The sequence below is a fragment of the Paenibacillus alkalitolerans genome, assembly GCF_016482785.1.
Taxonomy (GTDB): domain Bacteria; phylum Bacillota; class Bacilli; order Paenibacillales; family YIM-B00363; genus Paenibacillus_AE; species Paenibacillus_AE alkalitolerans.
The window spans coordinates 57,811-81,159 of sequence record NZ_JAEMXM010000009.1 but is presented as its reverse complement, the minus strand read 5'-3'; the positions used below and the strand labels follow the sequence as shown (position 1 = coordinate 81,159).

Here is a 23,349-nt window from a genome sequence, read left to right as displayed (position 1 = left end):
GACCTTCTATTTCTTTAATTATACTAAAATGATCCCCAAATTTATAGTGAGAAAAAAAAAACGCCGGAAACTCCGGCGTTTTTTGATTATTCAATTAGTCAATTTGATATCCAGAAGTCAAAGCTATAATTACGGAAGCAACGATTATCACATTAATGAAGAGTTTCCCGAACTGAACGCCTTCTAACATTTTCTTCATAATAATATTTCCTCCTTAAATATTTAATAATTAGTCAATTTGATATCCGGAAGTCAAAGCTACAATTACAGATGCTACAATGATCGCGTTGAAAACCAACTTGCTGAACTGAATACCTTCTAAACGTTTTTTCATAAGAGGTTCCTCCTCTATAATATTTAAATTCTTTATTATACTTTTTTAGGATGCTTCGGAGCTCTTTTGAAGTGATTCCTTGTTGTTATGCTTTGAATGCACCATTACACTCTGCAGAAAAACATATATGCCAATATTCATAACAATGTCACCGATGCTTATGACTTGTTGCCTAGGATACGGTGAAGTTAACGGGATGATATCCCCTAGAAACGGTAATAACGTATCTTCCCGAAGCATTGCATGTTTGTAAATAACATCGTTGTTTTGAAGCTCCGCTACAAAATTCCCTCCAAGCACCTCAGCCGCTTCAATGGATACCGGCATCACACCACCATTCAATGCCATTACAAGAAAGTTAAGAAACACTCCTGTAAAAATTAGCTTGAATCCGCTATTCTCTCGATTGAGGAACAAGAATATGAGTCCTGCAACATATACCGCCATGAAGAAGTAACCACTATACTGAGTAACAACCTCATATCGACCTTGCAAGAAAAATACTATGAATTGCAAGATCAACAGTAGAGGAAAAATCCAGCCGGCAACCAGTTTAAGCTGAGACAAACCTCGGAGGCCTTGAAAAAAACCGCTTCTGATCAGTCCGACGACCAATCCTATCACAATGCCGTCATAAACCATGTCGTTTCACCGCTTAGAAGTTTGTCTATGTTTGTCGATGTTTGTCCTTAACGTTGTTTTTATATTAACATGAATAATTATACTTGTCTAGTATATTTTTCATAAACAGTAAAAATTTATTATTAATTATTTTGCTATATCGAATTAACGCTTTAAATCGATGACTTGCCATCTTTGCAATTTGCAGGTCGTGCGCCTGATGTTAAAAAAGCAACCCGTCAAAGGGTTGCCTCTCCTAAGTCGAGAAATTAGCGGGGATTGAAGGCTGCTAAAAATCTTCGCTGCTCTATGAAATTATTTGTTACAATATGTATGGTCAATAGGAGGATAGTTCTCATGAAACAACAAGATATTGAGGTTTTATCCGCAGGATATTCTTATCATACTAAACCATTTCACTCTTCCGCAAGAGAAGGCTTGAAGCAATACTTGTTCCGACTTCAAAGCGAAGGAAAGTGCAAAGTATTGATAAACGGCAAGTTGACCGAAATCGAACCCGGCGACCTGCAGCTCTTTAAACCTTCCGATCCGTATGAACTATTGATAGAAGAGAGTTTCAGATCGAAAGATGAACCGAAGGAAACAAAAGCGTCAAGCGGCGATTATTTTATCTTTTGCCGCGGCGATTGGCTCGACCGGTGGTGGGGGCGCAATCATCCTCCGCAAAAACTGAAAGTGTCCCTGCACAATCATTGGCTCCCCCACTTTCGCAATATCGTAGCGGAGCGGCGCAAAGGCGACGGTATCGGTTTGCAAATTAGCGAACACCTGATGAAGGTGCTTTGTTTGCAAATCGAACGCTTTATTGCCATCTACGGGAAAACGCCGTCGGACAACCGGTCGATCCCCGCGATCCGCATGAAAACATTTGTGGAAGAGCACGCGCTTTCGTCGTTTACCGTCTCCGATGTAGCGGATCATGTCGGACTAAGCGTATCCCGTGCGGTGCATCTGTACAAGGAGATGTTCGGTAAAAGCATCATGCAGCATGCCATGGACATTCGTCTCGAGGTTGCTTTGGAACGTATGCTGTACAGTCCGTTAACGCTTGAACAAGTAGCCGAAACTTCGGGATTCGGAAGCTATTCGTACTTCCACCGTCGTTTTAAAGAAAAATACGGCTCGTCTCCGCGGGATTATCGCTCCGCAAAGGAATAATAAAGCTCGAGATCAAAAGAATTTCCGATCTCGAGCTTTCGATTTTCTTAAAAATATTAGTCGAAAAATATCGGTTTGCCAGTATTTGCGGATTCGTAGATTGCTTCCAAGATTTGAGTCACCACTAGCGCCTGTTCCGGTTTGACCACAGGCTCGGTATCGTTAACGATGCTGTCGATCCACAATCTCGCTTCCAATTCGGCGTCGGATTCCGCTTTTCCTTCATAGAAAGCAACCCCGCCGGCCTTAAGATCCACTTCGTTGACGAACAGACGGCTGTAACGCTCGCCGTTCAACCGCAATCCGTTCTCCATATCCGCGCCGCCTTCCGTGCCGCAAAGCACGCACTTCGCTTCGCCGATCTGCAGCGTATTTAACGCCCAACTGGATTCCAGAATTATGGTCGCGCCGTTCTTCATCGTAATAAATCCGAATGCGGAGTCCTCCACTTTAAACTTCTCCGGATCCCACGGTCCCCATGCGTTGGCTGCGTTTTCCCGGCTGCCCAGCTTATGGTATACGTTCCCCACAACGCTGCGCGGTTCATAGTTGTTCATCATCCATAGAGTCAAATCAAGGGCGTGAGTGCCGATGTCGATCAACGGTCCGCCGCCTTGCTTCTCCAAATCCAAAAACACGCCCCAGGTCGGTACGGCGCGGCGGCGAATCGCCAGCGCCTTGGCCAAATAAATTTCGCCAAGCTCGCCGCTGTCGCATACCTGCTTCAAGTACTGGCTGTCTTTACGGAACCGGTTGTTATACCCGATCGTCAATTTCTTTCCTGTCCGCTTCGCCGCTTCCACCATTTTTCGGGCGCCTTCCGCCGTCTTGGCCATCGGCTTCTCGCACATGACGTGTTTACCGGCCTCTAACGCATTCACCGTAATATCCGCGTGCGAGTCGTTCGGCGTGCAAACATGCACAACGTCGATCGACTTGTCTTCGAGAAGCTTGCGGTAGTCCGTGTATGTTTTCGCTCCCTCGGCGCCGTATTGAGCCGCCGCTTTCTCGGCGCGGTCCGCTTCGATGTCGGCAAAAGCGACCATCTCCACGTTCTTTAACTTGGCGAGGCTTGGCATATGTTTTCCAAAAGCGATGCCGCCGCAGCCCACAATACCTACTCTTACCATATCCTTCGCCATTTCAAAACTCCTCCCCGTTTACAATTGTTCACTATTGCTTTTATTATCTCAGTCCTTGTTGTCTCATCCATTCGATTGAATTGCCGACGCTTACAAGCGGCGGACTCTGGCAATTGTCCTGCTCGACGATCAACCATTCCGTCCCCGCTTCCGAAGCGGCTTTCGCAATGCCGATCAAATCGACCTCTCCGCGGCCGAGCTCCACCGTCTGAACATTGCCGCCTTCCCGGTTCAAATCTTTGAAATGCACCAACGGTATGCGTCCGCTGTATTTCTCGATATAAGCGATCGGGTTCGCACCGGCGTTATGCACCCAGCATGCATCAAGTTCAACGGATAAATATTCCGGCGACACTCCGCTGAAAATCGCATCCAGCATCACTTGCCCGCCGACGGATTTCTCCAGCTCGAACGAGTGATTGTGATAACAGAAAACCAACCCGCGTTCCGCGCACTTTTTGCCGATCGATTCCAAATCTTTGATTGTTTCGCGGATGGCCGCTTCGTCGGCATAACGGTTTTCGTTCAACCACGGAACAATAAGGTATTTGCTGCCCAACGTCAGGTTGAACTCAATTTCCTCTTCCGCCGCTTCCAACATCCGGTCAAGCGGCACGTGGCTGCCCAAAGAAACAAGGCCCAAGCCGTCCAATTCCGCTCGAAGATCCGCCGCGGGCATTCCGCCGTAACCGGCGAATTCTACTCCTTGATATCCCAACTTCGCCACTTCACGCAATGTTCCGAGAAAATCTTTCGCTGTCTCGTCCCGAAGTGTGTACATTTGCAATCCGACTTTCGCTTTGCTCACAAGACTCAACTCCTTTTGTCCGACTCTTAGCCCATCTTACGAAAAAACGTTTTCAAAGTACATGCACGAAATCGCAAAACATGAACAATTTGGCTATCAATTTGCTGAAATGACTGCTAATCGAACCAGCCTTTACCCTTAAACCACGCGAACATGCCTACACCTATCGAAAACATTACGGCAAGTATGATGTAATACCCATACTTCAACGACAATTCCGGCATTACTGCAAAATTCATCCCGTAAACGCCTGCAATAAAGGTCAGCGGCATGAAAATGGTCGTAATGACGGTCAACGTCTTCATAATCGTATTCATCCGGTCTGAATTCAACGAAATATAGCTGTCCCGAATGTCCGCCGTCATATCCCGGTTCGATTCGATCACGTCCGAGAGCTTCAGCAAATGATCGTAAATATCAGTGAAATATGCGCGAAACGGCCCCATCCCGTTTATTCGCTCCGAATTCACGATCCGGTACAACAATTCCCTCATCGGAAATACGGTCCGCCGCAGCTTCAACAGCTGGCCCCGAACTTCGAACACGCGATCCATAATTTCGTTGTTGCCGCGCATCGAACGGTTGCCTTCCAAATCGAACAATTCGTCCTCTATGCGGAAAACCGTAGGGAAGTAACCGTCCACGATCTTATCTATTATGTTGTATGCCGCAAAAACCGGCCCTTGCGAGGCCGCCTCAGGGCTCATCAACCACTTCTTAAGAGCGTCATCAAGCTCCGCAATGTAATTCAGATGAAACGTGACCAAATAATTCCCCGATAAGAAGAGATCCAATTCATCGGCAACAAGCGTAGAACCGTTCAACGTATGCAGTACGAAAAAATGAACGTCGTCGTAATGATCCAGTTTCGGGCGCTGCAGCAAATGCATGCAATCTTCCACCGCCAGGGGATGAAAGTGAAAATGAGAATCCAACAATTTGATCTCTTCTTCGGTCGGTCGATCGAAATCGACCCAGTACCATTTGTACTCGGGAGTTTGAAGCCGGTCGAGCGGCACATTCTCCCGGATTTCACCTTTCTCCGTCACAGCCCATGTTTGTATCAAAACAGTATCCTCGCAATTTCTTGAATTTCCCACTAGTAGGGTATCCTTTATTCCGGCCGTTTATGTCAGGAATTGTTCTTCCGCCGGCGCAAGAGGAAGCCGGATCGTGAAGGAAGTGCCGACGCCGACCTTGCTTCGTACCGAGATATACCCGCCGTGTTCGCTCACAATGCGCTGACAAATCGACAACCCGAGGCCCGTACCCTTTGATTTGGTAGAGAAGAAGGGTTGGAATAACCTATCCAGGTGGTTTTCAGGTATGCCTCTGCCTGTGTCGGCGATCTCTATTATGCCGTATTCGCCTCTGCGGGCAACGGCTATCGTCAATGCGCCGCTTTCATCCATCGCTTCGATTCCGTTGCGGATCACGTTCAGGAGCACCTGAACCATCTTATCTTTATCCAACCATGCATAAAGAGGTTCTTCTTCCGCGACGATATGCAGATGATGCCCGTGGCTTGTAATATCCGATTCGGTAAGTTGAATTCCTGCCAGAACGCAATCCTGAAGGGGGATGAGCTTCGGCGAGTGGACGACGGGTTTGGAAAATTGCAGAAATTCCGCGGTCAATTCGCTCATTCTCTTGATTTCATGCATGATGATATCGTAATAAGAAGCTATGTTGTAATTGCTTTTTCTTGAAACTTGGAGGAAGCCTTTCACCGTCGTCAACGGATTTCGGATCTCGTGCGCCATCGCCGCGGCAAGCTCTCCGACCGCCTTCAACCTCTCGCTATGGAGCCAGTGCGCCTCCCGCTGAAGCCACAGTCTCCGCTTTGATTCCAACAATCGTCTTTGCACCAAGGTAACGAATGCGATGGGGTCCTTCTCCTCATCCGGATAGACGGCATAACCGAACGACAGTTGAATGTCGGCTTGTTTCGGGATCTGTTGCTCCAGCGCCTCATGCAACACTTCCGTAATCCCTTCGCTCTTGGGAATGACTACAGCGAACTCGTCCGAACCGTATCGCCCCATTATAAGCGCATCCGGGAAGCAAACCCTGAGCAAATTCGCGACGTTCCTAAGCGTTCCGTCCACCGTATGAAATCCTTGCTCCGTATTCAACGACTTGACGTCATCGCAATCGATCAATACAAACAGCAAATTCCGATTGTTCGCCAGCAATTGCTGAAGCCTGGATTGAAACGTCTGGAAGTTGAGCAAACCCGTTAACAAATCGTGTTGCGTTAAATATGTATTTTCAGTGGCTAAGATCCGGCGGCTGTTGTCGTAACGAACGAAGGTGTCTGCAGCGAAAGCGACGGATGCGAGGGACAAACCGTAAAGAGGAAGAGACGTCCAAAGATTTTCATAATTGTCGGTTTGCAATACGACGGCCAAGCTTTGCAGGATGAACGCGATGAGCACCATAGCGGACCATTGCACGAAACGGTGTACATTCCACTGGGCTAACAAACAACCGATCACAGCCGTAACGAGGGGTATGACAGCGTTAAATGAAACATGAGATGTGAATTGGCCGATTGTCGCTATCGTCGAACCGGTAACTACAGCTGCTGTAATGGATCCGGACCAGCCGCAGTATATCGATGCCAGTAAAACAAGAACAATCGAAAAATCGATAGGCAGTTCCCCGATATTCGCGTGAAAATGGATGAGGACTGAGCCGATTAGCCCCAAGAAACATCCGTAATATATACGAGGCCACCTTGGCGATTGTGGAACGATCGAATGACGAAACAATTGGCTGCCAATGTACAAGCCGCAAATCAGAATGGCCGCATTGACGAACAATTCACGTAACACGATGCACCGCCTTCTTCCTAACGGTCAAAATTTGCCAGTAACCTATTATTCTCTTTCATCGGGAAAATTCCTTCCCCCACCAAATTGCAATAATGTTAAATAAGCATTACGGCTTATGAATCCGAAACTCCATCAATCGCAATCGGAATTAATAACGGCTTGCACCGCATATTTACATTTGCGGTACAAGCCGTTGCCGACGAAAGCGCCTATTAAAGACGTATTAGGCCAGTTGTCCGTCAGTCGCTTCCGGCCGTCCTGTTTCTAATGCGGTAACTTGGGCGACTCCATAGCGCCGGGACACTTCCTTCATTGAAATAGCGATCCGTTTGGGCACAAGCATCTCCGAACGTTCTCCGAGCCGTTCCGCCCCTTTCGGATGAATAACCGAGAGCAGGATTCGCAAATACAGCCGGGTAGCGGAAGCGAACCAGCTCTTCGGCAGTTCCGACACGGTAAATCCGAACTGCTCCACTCCACGGTGAACCATGGTGATGCCCATGACCGCTTTAATGGATGCCGCATCGGCTCGGGACAAAATTATGGAAGCAAGCTGCGGCATCGTTTGCTCCATCGCTCGAATGAGCTGTATGGCCAATTGAACCGGTGAACGCGACTTTTTGCCTAGATCGTATAATAATGCATTATCCATGTGAAGCTCAACGACGCGATCGCCTTTCATAAGCGTCTCGCCTTCATTCAACCGGATCGTTTCCCCTTGATAATCCGTCAACCGGAAATGCAAAAAGCTCCGATTCGCTTCCGGATTTGCCGGCTGCAAGCGGAACAACGCGTGAAAACAGCGCTCCCAGGCAAGCCAGGCGCCGACTATCAATCGCTTACCCCAACCGATTTTCTTCTTTACCATACGTGCGGTCACCTGCATTAAATCGTCTACTCGCACAAAGCGGAAACCTCTGTCCAATGCGGTCGGCAAAAACTGTTCAAGCGCGGCGATCATATTTTTCGGTGCGTCGGCGTTAGCGCCGAACGTGTTGCCGCAATCGTGAAGCAAGTATATTTGGCCGCCCTTTAACCGTTTGAGCATCCGGTTTCGGATTTTGTCCGCGCCGGTGGACCTTCTCCAATCGTTGACCATCACGGACCATAAAACAATGTGAAGATCGTTGCGGCTGGTGTAGTCGAATAAATTCAGTATCCCCCAAGGCGGGCGGTATAATTGAGCCTTCTCGCCGGTTACTCTCTCAATAAACTTTGCTGTGCGGCGAACGTGTTTGACTACGGTTTGAGGACGCATCAGCCAGTTGGATCTATGGCGATAGTTATGTATCCCTATCGCATGTCCTTCGCGATGCATTCTGCGAACTATGTCAGGATGTTCTTCGGCGTGCTTGCCTACAATAAAAAACGTGGCCTTGATATCGTAACGCTTCAACAAATCCAGTAATTGAGGCGTATACACCGGATCCGGGCCGTCATCGAAAGTCAAGCATATGTCCGATTGCGACCGTCCTCTCTTGAATACCCGAAACCCGAACATTCCGCTGACCAACCCCGGAAGGAACGCATAAAGCGTAAAAAAATAAAACAACCAGAGCAGCAGGTTTCCCATTGCTCTCCCCCTAATTCCGTCTTCTCTCCCTATCTTTGTATTATAACATCAGAAAGAACAAGTTTGAATTGATAAAACAACCTTTGTGATGTTTCAAGGAACCCTTCCTTTATTCGCGGTCTTGCTTCTTTGTATTTACTTCGATGAAGGGTTCCTTATAACATCAGAAAGAACAAGTTTGAATTGATAAAACAACCTTTGTGATGTTTCAAGGAACCCTTCCTTTATTCGCGGTCTTGCTTCTTTGTATTTACTTCGATGAAGGGTTCCTTATAACATCAGAAAGAACAAGTTTGAATTGATAAAACAACCTTTGTGATGTTTCAAGGAACCCGTTACGGATCCGATGCCTCGGCCAACACGTCCATTACTTCTTTAAATAACGTAATTGCCGCATGCGGCGAATTCGGAGGGCGCCGTTCAAATACGACGGCCGCCGCATACCGCGGGCTCTCCGCGGGACCGTAACCGACAAACCATTGATGCACGAACGGCTTCCCCTGAACGGTCACCTCGGCGGTGCCCGATTTGCCCGCCAGCTTCCACTCGGCTCGTTTCAATGCGGTTCCCGTGCCTTCTTCGACGACCTTGACCATCATCGATTTCAGCATATCCGCCGTGCCGCTTGACAACCCCGAGCCGGGTGAAGACAATTGCCGTATTGCATACTTCTCCATCGTCCTCTCGTCAGCGAACCGGATTTCTGACGCTGCCCTCGGCGTCAACGCGTCGCCGTCATGCAGCAGCGTCACGATCCAATTGGCGGCGGACAGGGGAGTCATCCGCACATCCCGCTGCCCGATTCCCGTTTGCGCTAGAACGCCCCCGTCAATCGTTCCCGCACCTTTGGCAAAAACCGTTCCCGCTTCTTCTTCGGGAAAATGGAGCAGCGCCTTTCCGTCGACGGAAGACGTCCCGCTCCATCCGACCCTCCCCGTTATTCCGAAAGCTTCTGCATACTTCTTCAGCTTTGCGGCGGAAAGCCGCTCCGCTACCTGTGCAAACACAATATTGCACGATTGCGCGAAGCCTTCCTCGAACGTCACATGTCCATGACCGCCTTCTTTCCAGCAAGTAAGACCGTATTTACCATAATCCCCGTCGCAGAAAAAATGTTCCTTCGGCGAAACGACCCCCTCTTCCAAAGCAGCGGCGGCGATCACACTCTTATACACGGAACCCGGCGTAATGCTGACCAACGCATGATTGCGCCAGCTGCCTTTCGAACCGTGCGCAACGTTCGGTTCGAATTGCGGCCGGCTAACCAGCGCAATGACATCCGCGGTTCTCGCATCCAATACCACGACGGACCCGCTCGTCAGTCCGCTTTGGTCGGCCGCCTCCTCTATGCGCTGCTGCAATCTCTTGTCGATCGTTGACACCAACTGCAGCGGATAATACGCATTGTCGACGACAGTCTTGCGTATGCCGATGCCTGAAAGCGGCTGACCGCGATTGTCGGTATGGAGCGCGACGGCGGACGTCCCGATGCCTTGTAAAAACCGGTCAAACGCCAACTCCAGCCCCGACGCGCCGATCGGTGTCGCAGCCGTCAGCGCTCCGCTCTGCAACCGGTCGGAATAAGCCGCTTGAATTCGTTCCGGCCACTCGGCGACAAAACCGATGAGCTGCTGAGCAGTACCGTCCCTCGGATATCTGCGGACCGCATCGACGGGTATTGCGCCCGGCGCCCCCAAAGCCTGAATTCGGTTATCTTGATCCGAAGTCAATTCTATAGGCGCTTTCCCGCCCGGTTCCAACCATAATCCGGGTTGCGTCAACGATTGCCACGTATTCTCCAGGTACGCCGGATCAACCCCAATAATCCGCGCAAGCTCAACGATTTTCTCATGGGCAGGAAACCCGGACTGGACGGGCAGCAGGAGCAATGACCGAATAGGGATGCCTGCTAACGGTTCGCCGTTGCGGTCCACAATGGTTCCCCTGCCGCTATCCAGAACGGCTCCTTTCGCCCGCTGAGCTACGGATCGTGTCACCGCGCCGTGCTTATCGCCGTCAGGGGCGAATGCGGCATGCGCCTGCAGCCATAACAGCCTTGTCCCCAAGATGCCGATAGCGAACGTCATGATCATCAATGCCAAAAATATGCGGGATTGCCGAATCAACTTTTTCACCTCAACACCATTATTATCAAGTTTGGCGCAAAAAACACCGCCCGGATTAGATTACCGAGGCGGCGCTTTCTGATCACATACTGAATTTTGTTAAGGATTCCTTCAAAGCGTTCGACACTTCCTCCAACCGGTTCGAAAGGTCAACAAGCGACTGGCTCACCGCCAATTGCTCCGAGCTTAATCCGGCCACTTCTTCGGACGTTGCCGAAGACTGCTCGGCGACCGCGCTTACGTTCGTCATCGCTTCATTCAGCGATTTCTGCGTTTGGTCCAGCTGCGTGATCGATTCCGTAACCGCATCAAGCTGCTCGACGAAAAGCCCCATCCGTTCGTTAACCGAATCGAATATTTCGTTCGACTCCTTCACCGCGACGATTTGTTCGCGGAACATCGGGTACGCTTCGGATACCAACAGTACGGTTTCTTCAATTTCTTTGCGGATGCGTTCGATCATTTCCCCCACGGAATCGATATTGTGCTTCGATTGGTCCGCAAGCTTTCGAATTTCGTCGGCCACAACCATGAAGCCTCTTCCGGCGGCGCCGGCACGCGCCGCTTCGATCGTTGCGTTAAGAGCCAAAATATTCGTCTGCTTCGTCATGTTGTTCAACGTATCCAATATTTTTCTAATGGAACCGGTGCTCTCTTTAAGATCTTCGACTTTTCGGACCATCGAACGGGTGAGTTCTTCCGTGGCGCTCGTCTTTTCGCTCATCTCCTGCATATGCCGGGAGCCTTGGACGCTGGAATTTTGCACTTCCGCCGCCGCGCTCGCCATCTCGACATTCGCTTCGATCGTCTGTCTCATCCGTTCTCCCATTTGCAGCGTAAGATCGGTTCCCTTCTCCGCTTCAACCGCCAGATTGCCCGCGCCGCTTGCAATTTGCTCCGTTGCCGTCGCGATTTCACTCGCCGACGCCGCCGTCTTCCGGGACGAATCGGCAAGCTCCGAAGCGGTGCGAAGCACTTCTTCGGCGGATCGACTCGTTTGTTCGACCAGCCCCCGGATATTTCCGATCATCTCGTTGAAGCTTTGCGCCAGCTTTCCAATCTCATCCGTGCGGCCCGTATGAGGGGAGCGAACCGACAAGTCGCCGGCTTCGGCCTGCCTCATCAGACCGCTCATCTGTTGGAGAGGGCGGCCGATGCGCAATGCGACGAACCAACCGATGAGTACGGCCGCCAATGCGCCCACAATTGCCATTACGATCGTCAAATTGAATATTTCGTTCGTTTCATTCACAAGCGTACGGTACGGAATAGTCCCCACCATTTGCCAGCCGTTCTTGCTGACGATCTGATGGGAAATCAGCATGTCCTCACCGTCCACACGCTGAACGGACGAACTGCCTTTGTTTTCATCGGGTTTCAGCTCAACGGGAAGCTTCGAGCCGATCAATTCCGCATTGGGAGAGGAGACGATCGTTCCGTCTTGGTCCAGAACGTACATTGCTTCCTCTGCCGTCAATGAGGTGGAACCGGCCTCTTGCAGGATCGATTCCTTAAGCTCGATAAGCATGACATAGTTCGGCGTGAACGTGCTCGTATCTTTAACGAGTCTGGCAAAACCGAAAGCCGGCTGCGGTTGGGAGCCTGCAGGCCCTTTGGCGAATGTGGGGACCCAAACGCCCTTGCCCTCCGCATCGATTACTTTTTGGAACCAATCGGTCTTCTTCAACGTTTCCGGTTCAACCACATAAGAGTAGAAGGGCAGAAGCTTATCGTCGAGCGGGATCAAAAAGATGCCGCCAATATTTTTATCGGCGTGCATATAGCTTTGAAGACGCGCTTCCACTTTGCGGCGCAATTCGATTTGTTCAATAGTTACCTTGTTGGTAAGCCGGGACTCGGACACCAATTCGGCAAACTCTGGAATAAGCAGCGCCTGCACCGATAAGCTCTCGTAATTCTCAAAAATAAGATTCAATTTGCCGCTGATTTGAAACACCGTCTGCCGGTTCGAATCCGATACTTTCTTCTCGATAATTTGTTTCGATTTCGAATAAGAAATCAGTCCTACGGATGAAACACCTATAAGAATGACGGCAAAGAAGTAAATGAATAACCGCATTCCTATCGATCGGGCCGGATTGACAAAACGAACCTGTGAAACGTTGCTCCGTGTGGAGGAAAGGACTGCACCCACATTCAAACGTCGATTTCTAATAAACCCGGGAAGTTTCGGGGCCAAACCCACCATTCCTTTCAGCTATGACTACAGAACTAATTGATTTCTCAATCGACTATATTCGACACAACCGTTAGGAATCCTCTCATTACGGAAAAATTTTGCAACCGTTTTACCGGCATTCCCATGTTTTATTGGGAACGCTTGCTTTCTTTAATATTTTTCAAGTGCTGCTCATACGTTTCTGCGAAATAATGCTCGCCTGACCCGTCTTTTTTCGTCACGTAGTATAAATATTTAGTCTCCTCCGGATATAGCGCCGCCTCTATCGATTTCAACCCGGGGCTGGCGATTGGACCCGGTGGAAGCCCGTTATTCCGATAAGTATTGTATGGGCTCTCGATTTGCAGATCCTTCTCGAACAACCGGTCTTTTTGCTTATCGAATAAATATTGCACAGTCGCATCGAGCTGGAGAGGCATGTTTCGCTGGAGGCGGTTGTAAATAACGCCCGCAACAATGGCCCGCTCTTTGTCGACCGTCACTTCCCGTTCGATAAGCGAAGCGATCGTCAGCATTTTGTGAAACGATATCCCCAGCTCCGTAAGCCTTTCTTCCCATCCTTCAGGCAGCTGTTTCACCTTGTTGTCCAATTCGAGCAGCATGCGGCGGACGACATGCTCGGGAGCCGCGTCTTTCGGAAGCTCGTACGTTTCTGGAAACAGATAGCCTTCCATCATATATTTATAGTCGGGATTGTCCGGCACGGTCGCGGCCCAGACGGGCTTGTCCGCCTCCTCCTGCGCCTCTTCGACGGCTTTCCGGCTTCGTATCAAACCGGCCAATGCGTCACGCGAAAATCCGTGCTCCTCTGCCAGCAGATCGATGATTCGAGCGGCCGTAAACCCTTCCGGAACCGTAATACGTATGACTTCCTCTTTCACGGTTTCGCCTGACGAAAGCTGACGAATGATGTCGGCAATCGGCATTCCCGGTTTCATCTCGTAAATTCCCGCTTGAAAGTCGCTCCCAAAACCCTTGTATTTTAAATAATAAGAAAAGATCTTGCCGTTGCGAATAATGCGCTCTTCTTCCAAAATATCCGCTATGCCCTGGCTGTGTGTGCCTTCCGGAATTTCTACAAGGATCGGAATATCCGACGGATCGGTCGGCTGCAGCTGTTTCGCCGTATACAAACCGAGTCCCGCAACAACTCCTATGGCTATCGTGCCGATCAATGTTACTATTTTCCATATTTTCAAAATGCAGTTCCTCCCCGTAACAGGAAAAAGAGCGACTTTCGCCGCTCAAATGTTCAAGCTTTATAAATGGTGAAAGTGAGCTTTGTTACGTATCGTCCGAAAATCGGGTCGTCATTTCGTCCACTAATTCAGAAACGTCTTCCCATTCTTCGTCGTCGTCAATCGTCTCGATTTCGTACTGTCCGGCACCCGAACCGTTAATCCGAAAGAGCAGGTACTCCCCGGCGTCTTCCGAACGCTCGTCTCCAGGTTGAAGAACCGCGTAGGACCGGCCGCCCACATCGAATTCCAGAACGAGACGGTAAACGGCGGCCGTATCCTTCCCGTCCTCCGTAAGTGCGATTTCTTCGCCGTACGACTCCCGAAGCCGGTTCGTTCGAATAACATCCTGCAACCGGTATCCGGACATTACTTTTCGCTCCCGTCCATCTCTTCAAGCAACGTATTGAACGTCTCCTCGACCATATCCCATTCTTCTTCGTCATCGATTGTGTACAGCTTCAATTCGTCGCCTTCTTCTTCATAACGAAACGCGTACACTTCGTCGGTTTCGTCGTCGTCGCTTTCAAGCGGCACCACCATCATATACTTGTTGTCCGAGCCGTCCACTTCAAATTTCATAATGACTTCGAACTCTTCTTCGTTGCCTTCCTCGTCCGGGATATAAATGATTTCCGGTTCGAGCTCATCGGTTGCTTCCATATCGTGCACTCCGTCGTGTTGATCCGCCATTATACTCACCTCTTTGATGTTTTGGAATCGATATAATTTTGCAATATTAACGCCGCGGCTATACGGTCGACGACGCCCTTGCGCTTCTTGCGGCTTACATCCGCCTCAATCAGCATTCGTTCCGCGGATACGGTCGTTAACCTCTCGTCCCACAGATGCACGGGAATCGCGACGGCCGCTTTGAGCGTTTCAGCAAACTCCATGGCCAATTGGCCGCGCGGACCGACGGTTCCGTTCATGTTCTTCGGAAGCCCTACGATCAATTCCCCCACGTTCCATTCCTTCACCAAATTCACAATGTCGTTCAACACCCGCTCGTCGCGAGAGTTGCGCAGCACCGTCAGCCCTTGAGCCGTCCATCCCAGCTCGTCGCTCACCGCTACGCCGATTTGTTTGTCCCCGTAGTCCAGTCCCATGTAACGCTTCATATTAGCGGCGATGATGGCTCACGTAAAATCGAACGAGCTCCTCGATCAATTCGTCCCTTTCACGTTTGCGTATCAGGCTGCGCGCGTTTTCGTGGCGAGGGATGTACGCCGGATCGCCGGACAACAAATATCCTACGATTTGGTTGATAGGGTTGTACCCTTTCTCCTGCAGGGCGTCATAAACGCTCATCAACACCTCTTGGGCCGACGCTTCCCGGGAATCGGCTTGAGGCACGTATTTCATCGTTTTGTCCATGAAATCCATACCGGCACCTCCCATGCGCAAAAATATACTCATACTTCTTTAAAGCTATATTATCTATATTCTGTGCCAAATGCGAAAAATCCTTTTTTTGGCCGAATTAGACTTGCCCTTGTTTTTCGGCGAGCATCGATTCCACTTTTTTGAGCGCTTCTCCGAGCTTTGAAGCGTCTTTGCCGCCGGCCTGCGCCATATCCGGCCGCCCGCCGCCGCCGCCGCCGCAAATTGCCGCCGCTTCCTTGACAAGTGCTCCCGCGGAATAGCCTTCCTTCACCAAATCCGAAGTTACGGCAGCCACCAGGTTCACCTTGCCTTCGAAAGAAGATCCGAGCACGATGATCACGGAACCGAGTTTCTGTTTCATTCGGTCGGCGATGCCGCGCAAGCTCTCCATGTCCGCGCCGCCCACTTCGGCGGCAAGCAGCGGAACGTTGCCGATCTTCTTCACCGCATGTTCCAAAGCGCCGGCTTCCAGCTCGCTCAATTTGCCGCGCAACGAGTCGATTTCACGCTGGGCATCCCGCAATTGCGCTTGCACGCCTTCGATTCGTTTCGGCAGGTCGGCCGGATTCGACTTCAGCATGGCCGCACTGTCGCGCAACAGCTGCAATTGGCTGTCAAGGTACAAATAAGCCGCCTTGCCTGTCACCGCTTCGATGCGCCGGATGCCGGAGCCGATACCGCTCTCGTTAACGATTTTAAACAGCCCGATTTGGGAAGTGTTGCCGACGTGGCAGCCGCCGCACAATTCGATGCTGTAGCCGGCCACCTGGACGACGCGAACGATATCGCCGTATTTTTCCCCGAACAAGGCAGTCGCGCCCATAGCCTTCGCTTCGGAAAGCGGCAATTGTTCGATTTTCAACGGAGTGCCCAACCAAATTTGCCGGTTGACTCGGCGTTCCACTTCCGCAAGCTCGTCGGCCGTGACGGCGGCGATGTGCGAGAAGTCGAACCGGAGCCGGTCCGGCTCCACAAGCGAACCCGCTTGGTTTACGTGTTCGCCCAGCACTTCTTTCAGCGCTTTGTGGAGCAGATGCGTTGCGGTATGATTTTTGACCGTTCCTTCACGCGATTCCTTCGCAACGGCGGCCGTCAATTCGTCCCCTTTGCGTAAAACCCCGCGTTCGACGGTTACATAGTGTACATGCTGGCCGTGCGGCGCCTTCGATACGTCTTCGACTACGGCCGACACATCCCGGTTCGACAATGTTCCGCCGTCGCTCGCTTGACCGCCGCTTTCCGCATAGAACGGCGTCCGGTCAAGGATGACCGCCACTTTCTCGCCGGCGCCCGCCATGTCGATCATGGCATCGTTATGAACGATGGCGATGACTTTAGCAGCCGTTACCAGTTCAGTATATCCAACAAACTCGCTTTTAACCGCAAAGTCGGAGAGCGCGCCTCCTTGCACTTTCATGCTTTCGGTCTCTTGCCGGGCGGCGCGGGCGCGTCGGCGCTGCTCTTCCATCGCCGCATCGAATCCGTCCCGGTCTACGGTCATCCCCTTCTCCGCTGCATAATCCTCCGTCAAATCGAGAGGAAATCCGTACGTATCGTAAAGCTTGAACGCCTCCGTTCCGGAAATGGAGTCCCGGCCTTCGGCTTTCGCCCCCGCGGCAAACGACTCGAGAATGCTCAAGCCTTCGGTCAACGTTTCATGGAAGCGTTCCTCCTCCATACGTATGACACGTTCGATGAACTCGCGTTTATCCACCACTTCCGAATAGTAAACGCCCATGATTTCGCCGACCACGGGAGTCAGCTGATACAAGAACGGCTTCTCTACGCCGAGCGTCTTTCCGTAGCGGACCGCGCGGCGAAGAAGTCGGCGTATGACGTAACCGCGGCCTTCGTTGCCGGGCAGCACCCCGTCCCCGACGGAGAACACGACGGTGCGGATATGATCGGCGATTACTTTAAGAGCGACATCCGTGTCGGTGTCCTTGCCGTAGGTCACGCCGGAAATATGGCAAGCTGCGTCGATGATCGGGCGGAACAAATCGGTGTCAAAGTTCGAATCGACATCCTGAAGTATGGAAGCAAACCGTTCGAGCCCTGCGCCCGTATCGATGTTTTTGTTCGGCAGAGGCGTATACGACCCGTCTTTATTGTGGTTAAATTGCGAAAACACCAAGTTCCACACTTCAAGGAACCGTTCGTTCTCGCCGCCGGGAGTGCATTCGGGATCGGACAGATCGCCGTATTTCGGACCGCGGTCGTAGAAAATCTCTGTACAAGGTCCGCAAGGTCCTTCGCCGATGTCCCAGAAGTTGTCCTCCAGCTTAAATATACGCTCAGCGGGAATGCCTATTTTTTCATTCCAGAGCTTGTAGGCTTCTTCATCCTCAGGATGAATCGTCACGGACAACCGCTCCGGATCGAAGCCTATCCACTCCGGGGACGTAAGGAATTCCCACGCCCATGTAATCGCCTCTTCCTTAAAATAATCTCCGATGGAGAAGTTGCCGAGCATTTCGAAGAACGTGTGATGCCGGCGCGTTTTGCCGACGTTCTCGATATCGTTGGTGCGAATGCATTTCTGCGCATTGGCGATCCGCGGATTATCCGGTTTCACCCGGCCGTCGAAATACGGTTTAAGCGGCGCCATCCCCGCATTGATCCAAAGCAGCGTCGGATCGTTGTGCGGAACGAGCGGAGCGCTCGGCTCGATTTTATGTCCTTTACTCTCGAAAAATTGTAACCATTTGCTTCGAATTTCGCTTGCTTTCATGCTTCTCAAGCCTCCTGCTTTGGTTATTGAATAAAAAAAATCGCCCCTGCTAACACAGGGACGATTGCTGCTCGCCAATCGCGGTACCACCCTCATTTTTCCTTCTGGCGTCAGAAGGAAACTCTCAAGCGGAACGATAACGGGTTCCTGGCCGGCGAATTTGGTTTCGCACTCCGAAATTAGCGTTCGGCTGTCCTCTCCCGCAAGGCTCTCTCAGCCGGGTGCGTTCCTTCGAACGTTCTCCCGAAGCCTTCTCTCTGATACAGGGGGTTGCAGCTTACTCGATTTCATCGTCGCATTCAAGTTTTCAATTCGTCCAATGCGTAAATTATATCCTGTACCGTAAGCAAGAGTCAATCCGCTTCTTCCCTTCTTCGCTCATTGACAAACGTTCTCATTATGGGTACACTGTAAACAATCCCTTTGATAATGATTTTCATTATCTCTAATAACCATCTTGCGGCAAGCAACCCTCACAGCAAACCCCCTGCCTGTACAAGGCGAGGGGGTTTGCTGTCGTCCAGGGCCTCTGAATGCGTTCCTACATCGTCGGTTTTCGATTGTAATAGTACAACCAAATATGATGAAAAATGACCTTCCCCACCGCAAACAACGGCACCGCCAATATCATCCCGAAAATTCCGCCGATTTCCCCTCCGACCAGCAGGACGAAAATGATGACCAAAGGGTGCAGGTGCAGCGTTCTTCCAACCACTTGAGGAGACACGACATTTCCTTCCAAAGCTTGACAAATTAAATTCACCAAAGCGACGAGGAGCATCATTTGTAAAGAAACGGTCGAGGCCACAACCAGCGCGGGTGCCGCTCCGAAGAACGGCCCGACGTAGGGTATGATGTTGAATATTCCTACGATCGCCGCAAGCAAAAGCGGATAAGGTATGCCGATCAACCAATATCCGATATACGCAAATATTCCGATGATGACGCAGACGATAAATTGCCCCCTTATGTAGTTCCCAAGCGCTTTATCGATATCCGTCAACAGCCGTATCGTCCGTTTGCGGTGGTTTGAAGGTACGAATGTGAGCACCGTTTTTTCAATCAATTGAAAATCCTTTAAAATATAGAACACCAAGAACGGCACGATAAAAGCGATGAACACGACGTTGAGCGTCGCTCCGATCCTGCCGATAAAATCGGTTATCGTTTGCGCCAATTGCCGCTCCGCCTGCACAATGGCGTCTTGAATGCCGATTCGAACGCTCTCGGGAAGCAAGGAATTTTGATTCAGTCCATGCATCAGCGATTGAGCCTTCATCGTAAATTCAGGCAAATGTTCGTTCAATTCGTTGAGCTGGGTGACGAACATCGGAATGAGGTTCATCACAATAACGGTAATCGTCAGAATAAAGATGGTGTATATGAGCAGTATGGCGACGGTGCGCGGCACATTCCGCTCGTTGAGCAAATTGACGACCGGATTGAGAACGTAAGAGATGATCACAGCGATGATGAACGGCATGAGCACCGTCTTTAGAAACGCGAACAATCCGACAAACAGCGGTTTCGTCTGCAGCAACATGTAGATCACAGCAAGACCCAACAGCGTATACACCAAGGCCGCAAACCAAACGCTCTTTAGAAACCGTTCCACCGCCCCTTCACCCCCACTTGTCCAGAACGGCATATTTTCTAAACAGTATATGTGGGGATGGACAAAATCATCCGAAAAAAACCCCGAATGTGACGTTCGCCCGCCGCAAATGCGGCGGCGACCCGTCCCCTTCGGGGATTTACGCAATACGGTCAGTTCGCGTGTACTTCGGGCAAATCTTCTTCCGGGAAAAACAAATCGTCCAAGGAACTCAGCGTTCCGTCTTCTTCCACCTGATATACGGACATCTTCTCGCCGTTCACCGTCAACTCAATGAAGCATCCCCAGCAATAAAATTGATGGGAACCGATTTTCCCAATATCTTTTGAATTACAATTCGGACAACGCATCATCAACAATCACCTTCACCCATCTTAGTAATGTTCCTATTTATTCCCAACGAAACGCCGTGTTATCCCGTCAAGTTGAAAGATTCGCTATATAAATTCTATCGAAGTACTTACTGACAGTATAAAGCTTATTACGTAAGACGTCTCACGATCGTTGCAACTTTTTCGGCGGCAAATGTTACAGATTTGAGGCAATTTCCCCAACCGAAACTAAACCGGATGGCGGAACGCAACAGCTTGTCCGGCAAACCCATCGCCAGAAGCACATGCGAAGGCTCCAACGCACCGGAAGAACACGCGGAGCCGCTTGAGGCAGCCACGCCTTCGAGGTCCAAATTCATGAGCATGGACTCTGTGTTCGTTCCGGGAAAGCTCACATTTAATATATGCGGCAAATGTTCGGACGGATGGCCGTTCACAACGAACTGCTCCGCGGAAAGACGCGTGCTTAATTGGTCCAGCATCGCGCTGCGCAGCGCCGCAAGAGACGCGCGCCTTCCGGCCGGATCCGCCAACGCGATTGACAGAGCCCGCGCAAAGCCTACGGCTCCAGCCACGTTCTCCGTACCGGCTCTTCGCTTACGCTCCTGGGATCCTCCGAACGTTCTCGGCGCCAGCTTAACCTTCCTGTTCACATAAAGCGCCCCGATTCCTTTCGGGCCGTTTATTTTGTGAGCGGAAAAGCTCATGAGATCGACCGGCTGCTGCGACAAATCGATATCGACCGTGCCTAAAGCTTGGACCGCGTCGACATGGAACAACACTCCGCGCCGCTTCGCCATTCGTCCGATCTCTTCGATCGGCTGTAGCGTGCCGACTTCGTTATTGCCGAACATTACGCTGATCAGGGCCGTATCGTCTCCGACCGCCGCTTCCACATCCTCCGCGGCGATGCGTCCGGCGGAGTCGACGGGCAGATACGTCACCCGGAAACCAAGCCGCTCGAGTTCCTTGCATGCATGGAGAACGGCGTGATGCTCTACCGCGGAAGTGACAATATGCTTCCGGTTCGCCGGTGCTGCCATTGCCGCGCCGAACAGCGCCATATTATCGCTTTCCGTGCCTCCGCTCGTGAAGACGAGCTCCCCAGGGGAGCACCCGAGCATAGCTGCCAATTGATCCCGTGCGTCGGTCAGCGCCTGCTTCGCAACGCGCCCGAAACGATGCACGCTCGATGGATTTCCGTGATGCTGCGTGAAGAACGGAATCATCGCCGTGAGCACGTCGGGGTGCAAAGGAGTAGTCGCCGCATGGTCGAGATATACTTCTTCATCGACTGATTGCATTGCATGCTTCTCCTGAACTCGTCAAATATAAAACATGTAATTCTCGTTCTTGCCTTCGTCTTTGTAAGAAACTAAATATGAGAGCGTGGTCGAATCCAAAACGGCCGCAATCGCGTCGCGAATGCGGACCCACAGATCGCGCTTCGCCGGGTCGTCTTCTTCCGTGAAGTCCACGGGAGAAATCGGTCCCTCAAGCAGCCGGATAATTTCGCCTGCTGTCACATCCTCCGGATTCTTGGACAGTACATATCCGCCGTATGCGCCCCGGATACTCTTCACAAGACCTGCGTTCCGAAGAGGCGCAATCAATTGTTCCAAGTAATGTTCGGATAAACCGTGCTTCTCCGCAATGGATTTTAAAGACGTCGGCCCTTCTCCGTAACGGACGCCCAGCTCCATCATGATCGTCAGCCCGTAACGGCCCTTCGTCGAAATTTTCAAAGGGAACACCCCAGATTCTTAAAAACGCATCTATATAAAGCATAGACGAGTTAGATGAAATTCAAACTATGCCGATAACGTTTATATGTTATCACATCGGAAGCCGATTGGTAAGAAAAACTTCTTCGAAGTACATGCAAAGAAGCAAGACCGCGTTTAGAGGAAGTTTTTCTTGAAACATCAGAAAGGCGTTTTTTCATAAAACTTATACTTTCTGATGTTATAAGGAAAACCTTTGCGTTTTCATGAAATTGTAGATTATTGTGGTATGATACAAAGTGAAAACGAACGGAAAGAAGGTGTGTGGCGTGAGCGATAATACGGTCGACCGTTCCAAAATCCGGGTCGTCGTAGGCATGTCCGGCGGAGTCGACAGCTCCGTAACCGCGCTGCTGCTCAAGCGGCAAGGGTACGACGTTATCGGAGTTTTCATGAAAAATTGGGACGATACCGATGAATTCGGTTTTTGCACCGCTGAAGAAGATGCGGAAGACGTGCGCAGAGTATGCGCCCAGATCGGAATCCCTTCTTACACTGTGAATTTCGAGAAGGAATATTACGAGAAGGTGTTTGAATACTTCTTGTCGGAATACCGGGCCGGCCGGACGCCGAACCCGGACGTCATGTGCAACCGCGAAATCAAATTCGGCGAATTTTTGCAAAAAGGCTTGGAGCTTGGCGCAGACTTTATTGCGACGGGCCATTATGCGCGCGTTATCGAAGCGGACGGAGAGTACAAGCTGCTCCGCGGCGTCGATTCGAATAAAGACCAAAGTTACTTTCTGAACGCTTTGAACCAGAAGCAGTTATCGAAAGCGATGTTCCCGCTCGGCGGCTATACGAAACCCGAGATCCGGGCGATTGCGGCCGAGGCGGGGCTGGCTACGGCGAAGAAGAAGGACAGTACGGGAATCTGCTTTATCGGGGAGAAAAACTTTAAAGAGTTTTTAAGCAACTTTTTGCCGGCAAAGCCCGGAGATATCATGACCTTTGACGGAGAAGTGAAGGGCCGGCACGACGGCCTCATGTACTATACGTTAGGCCAGCGGCAAGGGCTCGGGATCGGCGGCGGAGGCAGCGGCGAACCCTGGTTTGTTGCGGACAAAGATCTGGAACGCAACATTCTTTACGTCGTCCAAGGGGAAACCGATCCGAGATTGTACTCCAGCAGACTGTTTGCCACAGGCGTACAGTGGATTAGCGGACGCATCCCGGAATCCGCGCTGCGCTGCACGGCGAAGTTCCGCTACCGTCAACCGGATCAATCGGTTGCGGTTACGATGACGGGAGCCGGCACGTGCGTCGTCGACTTTGACTTGCCGCAGAAGGCGATAACTCCCGGGCAAGCGGTAGTTTTTTATAATGGGGAAGAATGTCTCGGAGGCGGAACGATCGACCGCGTGGAGAAAGCGGAAGGCGCCGCCGGCAGGCTGCGTACGGCGAAAGCATAAGCGACCAAGCAGAGGGCCGTTCCGAAGTCTG

At 50.9% G+C, this 23,349-nt stretch carries 20 protein-coding genes; 2 read left to right on the top strand and 18 right to left on the bottom strand.

Features of this window, described 5'->3' with window-relative positions; all coding sequences use genetic code 11:
• Window positions 1–379: 379 nt before the first annotated feature.
• Window positions 380–976, bottom strand: coding sequence for a DUF5317 domain-containing protein (locus JET16_RS15720; protein WP_199617338.1), 597 nt, complete (start codon window positions 974–976; stop codon window positions 380–382).
• A gap of 336 nt (window positions 977–1,312) precedes the next feature.
• Between JET16_RS15720 and JET16_RS15715 the strand changes: the two genes are divergently transcribed.
• Window positions 1,313–2,134, top strand: coding sequence for an AraC family transcriptional regulator (locus tag JET16_RS15715; protein WP_199617337.1), 822 nt, complete (start codon window positions 1,313–1,315; stop codon window positions 2,132–2,134).
• Window positions 2,135–2,190: 56 nt separating this feature from the next.
• On the opposite strand, the gene JET16_RS15710 is transcribed toward JET16_RS15715, so the two are convergent.
• From JET16_RS15710 to cymR, 17 genes are all read right to left on the bottom strand, one after another.
• Window positions 2,191–3,276 (bottom strand): Gfo/Idh/MocA family protein, encoded by a 1,086-nt coding sequence (locus tag JET16_RS15710; protein ID WP_199617336.1) that lies wholly within the window; start codon window positions 3,274–3,276, stop codon window positions 2,191–2,193.
• A gap of 43 nt (window positions 3,277–3,319) precedes the next feature.
• Window positions 3,320–4,084: a sugar phosphate isomerase/epimerase family protein gene (locus JET16_RS15705; protein ID WP_199617335.1), complete on the bottom strand. Its 765-nt coding sequence runs from the start codon at window positions 4,082–4,084 to the stop codon at window positions 3,320–3,322.
• A gap of 116 nt (window positions 4,085–4,200) precedes the next feature.
• The gene (gene corA / locus JET16_RS15700) at window positions 4,201–5,151 is read right to left on the bottom strand and encodes a magnesium/cobalt transporter CorA (protein ID WP_199617334.1); all 951 of its coding nucleotides are present in this window, start codon (window positions 5,149–5,151) and stop codon (window positions 4,201–4,203) included.
• 60 nt (window positions 5,152–5,211) lie between these two features.
• Window positions 5,212–6,921: an ATP-binding protein gene (locus tag JET16_RS15695; RefSeq protein ID WP_199617332.1), complete on the bottom strand. Its 1,710-nt coding sequence runs from the start codon at window positions 6,919–6,921 to the stop codon at window positions 5,212–5,214.
• Window positions 6,922–7,144: 223 nt separating this feature from the next.
• Window positions 7,145–8,494, bottom strand: a complete 1,350-nt coding sequence (locus JET16_RS15690; RefSeq protein WP_199617324.1) for a polysaccharide deacetylase family protein — start codon at window positions 8,492–8,494, stop codon at window positions 7,145–7,147.
• A gap of 335 nt (window positions 8,495–8,829) precedes the next feature.
• The gene (locus JET16_RS15685; RefSeq protein ID WP_199617322.1) at window positions 8,830–10,629 is read right to left on the bottom strand and encodes a peptidoglycan D,D-transpeptidase FtsI family protein; all 1,800 of its coding nucleotides are present in this window, start codon (window positions 10,627–10,629) and stop codon (window positions 8,830–8,832) included.
• Between the two features lie 73 nt (window positions 10,630–10,702).
• Window positions 10,703–12,700, bottom strand: a complete 1,998-nt coding sequence (locus tag JET16_RS15680; protein WP_199617320.1) for a methyl-accepting chemotaxis protein — start codon at window positions 12,698–12,700, stop codon at window positions 10,703–10,705.
• A 248-nt stretch (window positions 12,701–12,948) separates the two neighbouring features.
• On the bottom strand, window positions 12,949–14,019 hold the full coding sequence (gene mltG, locus JET16_RS15675) for an endolytic transglycosylase MltG (protein WP_233531678.1): 1,071 nt from the start codon (window positions 14,017–14,019) through the stop codon (window positions 12,949–12,951).
• A gap of 85 nt (window positions 14,020–14,104) precedes the next feature.
• Entirely contained in the window at window positions 14,105–14,428 is a 324-nt protein-coding gene (locus JET16_RS15670; RefSeq protein WP_199617318.1) for a DUF1292 domain-containing protein, read from the bottom strand.
• The gene (locus JET16_RS15665) at window positions 14,428–14,751 is read right to left on the bottom strand and encodes a DUF1292 domain-containing protein (RefSeq protein ID WP_199617316.1); all 324 of its coding nucleotides are present in this window, start codon (window positions 14,749–14,751) and stop codon (window positions 14,428–14,430) included. The genes JET16_RS15670 and JET16_RS15665 overlap by 1 nt, the downstream gene beginning before the upstream one ends.
• Window positions 14,752–14,756: 5 nt before the next feature.
• A complete protein-coding gene (gene ruvX / locus JET16_RS15660) occupies window positions 14,757–15,179 on the bottom strand; it encodes a Holliday junction resolvase RuvX (RefSeq protein ID WP_199617315.1) in 423 nt (140 codons plus the stop codon).
• 1 nt (window position 15,180) lies between these two features.
• On the bottom strand, window positions 15,181–15,444 hold the full coding sequence (locus tag JET16_RS15655; RefSeq protein WP_199617314.1) for an IreB family regulatory phosphoprotein: 264 nt from the start codon (window positions 15,442–15,444) through the stop codon (window positions 15,181–15,183).
• A gap of 97 nt (window positions 15,445–15,541) precedes the next feature.
• Entirely contained in the window at window positions 15,542–18,175 is a 2,634-nt protein-coding gene (gene alaS / locus JET16_RS15650) for an alanine--tRNA ligase (RefSeq protein WP_325176703.1), read from the bottom strand.
• A 541-nt stretch (window positions 18,176–18,716) separates the two neighbouring features.
• Window positions 18,717–19,790: an AI-2E family transporter gene (locus tag JET16_RS15645; RefSeq protein WP_199617312.1), complete on the bottom strand. Its 1,074-nt coding sequence runs from the start codon at window positions 19,788–19,790 to the stop codon at window positions 18,717–18,719.
• Window positions 19,791–19,942: 152 nt separating this feature from the next.
• Window positions 19,943–20,143 (bottom strand): hypothetical protein, encoded by a 201-nt coding sequence (locus tag JET16_RS15640; RefSeq protein ID WP_199617311.1) that lies wholly within the window; start codon window positions 20,141–20,143, stop codon window positions 19,943–19,945.
• 128 nt (window positions 20,144–20,271) lie between these two features.
• Window positions 20,272–21,426, bottom strand: coding sequence for a cysteine desulfurase family protein (locus JET16_RS15635; protein ID WP_199617310.1), 1,155 nt, complete (start codon window positions 21,424–21,426; stop codon window positions 20,272–20,274).
• Between the two features lie 21 nt (window positions 21,427–21,447).
• Window positions 21,448–21,867 (bottom strand): cysteine metabolism transcriptional regulator CymR, encoded by a 420-nt coding sequence (gene cymR, locus JET16_RS15630; RefSeq protein WP_199617308.1) that lies wholly within the window; start codon window positions 21,865–21,867, stop codon window positions 21,448–21,450.
• A gap of 308 nt (window positions 21,868–22,175) precedes the next feature.
• Between cymR and mnmA the strand changes: the two genes are divergently transcribed.
• On the top strand, window positions 22,176–23,318 hold the full coding sequence (mnmA, locus tag JET16_RS15625) for a tRNA 2-thiouridine(34) synthase MnmA (RefSeq protein ID WP_325176702.1): 1,143 nt from the start codon (window positions 22,176–22,178) through the stop codon (window positions 23,316–23,318).
• Window positions 23,319–23,349 lie beyond the last annotated feature (31 nt).

Excerpts from the sequence above, each read along its gene's own strand:
- ruvX (WP_199617315.1), bottom strand. The coding sequence starts at position 15,179 with ATGAAGCGTTACATGGGACTGGACTACGGGGACAAACAAATCGGCGTA.
- JET16_RS15640 (WP_199617311.1), bottom strand. The coding sequence starts at position 20,143 with ATGATGCGTTGTCCGAATTGTAATTCAAAAGATATTGGGAAAATCGGT.
- JET16_RS15635 (WP_199617310.1), bottom strand. The coding sequence starts at position 21,426 with ATGCAATCAGTCGATGAAGAAGTATATCTCGACCATGCGGCGACTACT.
- JET16_RS15655 (WP_199617314.1), bottom strand. The coding sequence starts at position 15,444 with ATGGATTTCATGGACAAAACGATGAAATACGTGCCTCAAGCCGATTCC.
- JET16_RS15710 (WP_199617336.1), bottom strand. The coding sequence starts at position 3,276 with ATGGCGAAGGATATGGTAAGAGTAGGTATTGTGGGCTGCGGCGGCATC.
- JET16_RS15715 (WP_199617337.1), top strand. The coding sequence starts at position 1,313 with ATGAAACAACAAGATATTGAGGTTTTATCCGCAGGATATTCTTATCAT.
- JET16_RS15690 (WP_199617324.1), bottom strand. The coding sequence starts at position 8,494 with ATGGGAAACCTGCTGCTCTGGTTGTTTTATTTTTTTACGCTTTATGCG.
- JET16_RS15665 (WP_199617316.1), bottom strand. The coding sequence starts at position 14,751 with ATGGCGGATCAACACGACGGAGTGCACGATATGGAAGCAACCGATGAG.
- JET16_RS15720 (WP_199617338.1), bottom strand. The coding sequence starts at position 976 with ATGGTTTATGACGGCATTGTGATAGGATTGGTCGTCGGACTGATCAGA.
- JET16_RS15670 (WP_199617318.1), bottom strand. The coding sequence starts at position 14,428 with ATGTCCGGATACCGGTTGCAGGATGTTATTCGAACGAACCGGCTTCGG.
- JET16_RS15680 (WP_199617320.1), bottom strand. The coding sequence starts at position 12,700 with ATGCGGTTATTCATTTACTTCTTTGCCGTCATTCTTATAGGTGTTTCA.
- alaS (WP_325176703.1), bottom strand. The coding sequence starts at position 18,175 with ATGAAAGCAAGCGAAATTCGAAGCAAATGGTTACAATTTTTCGAGAGT.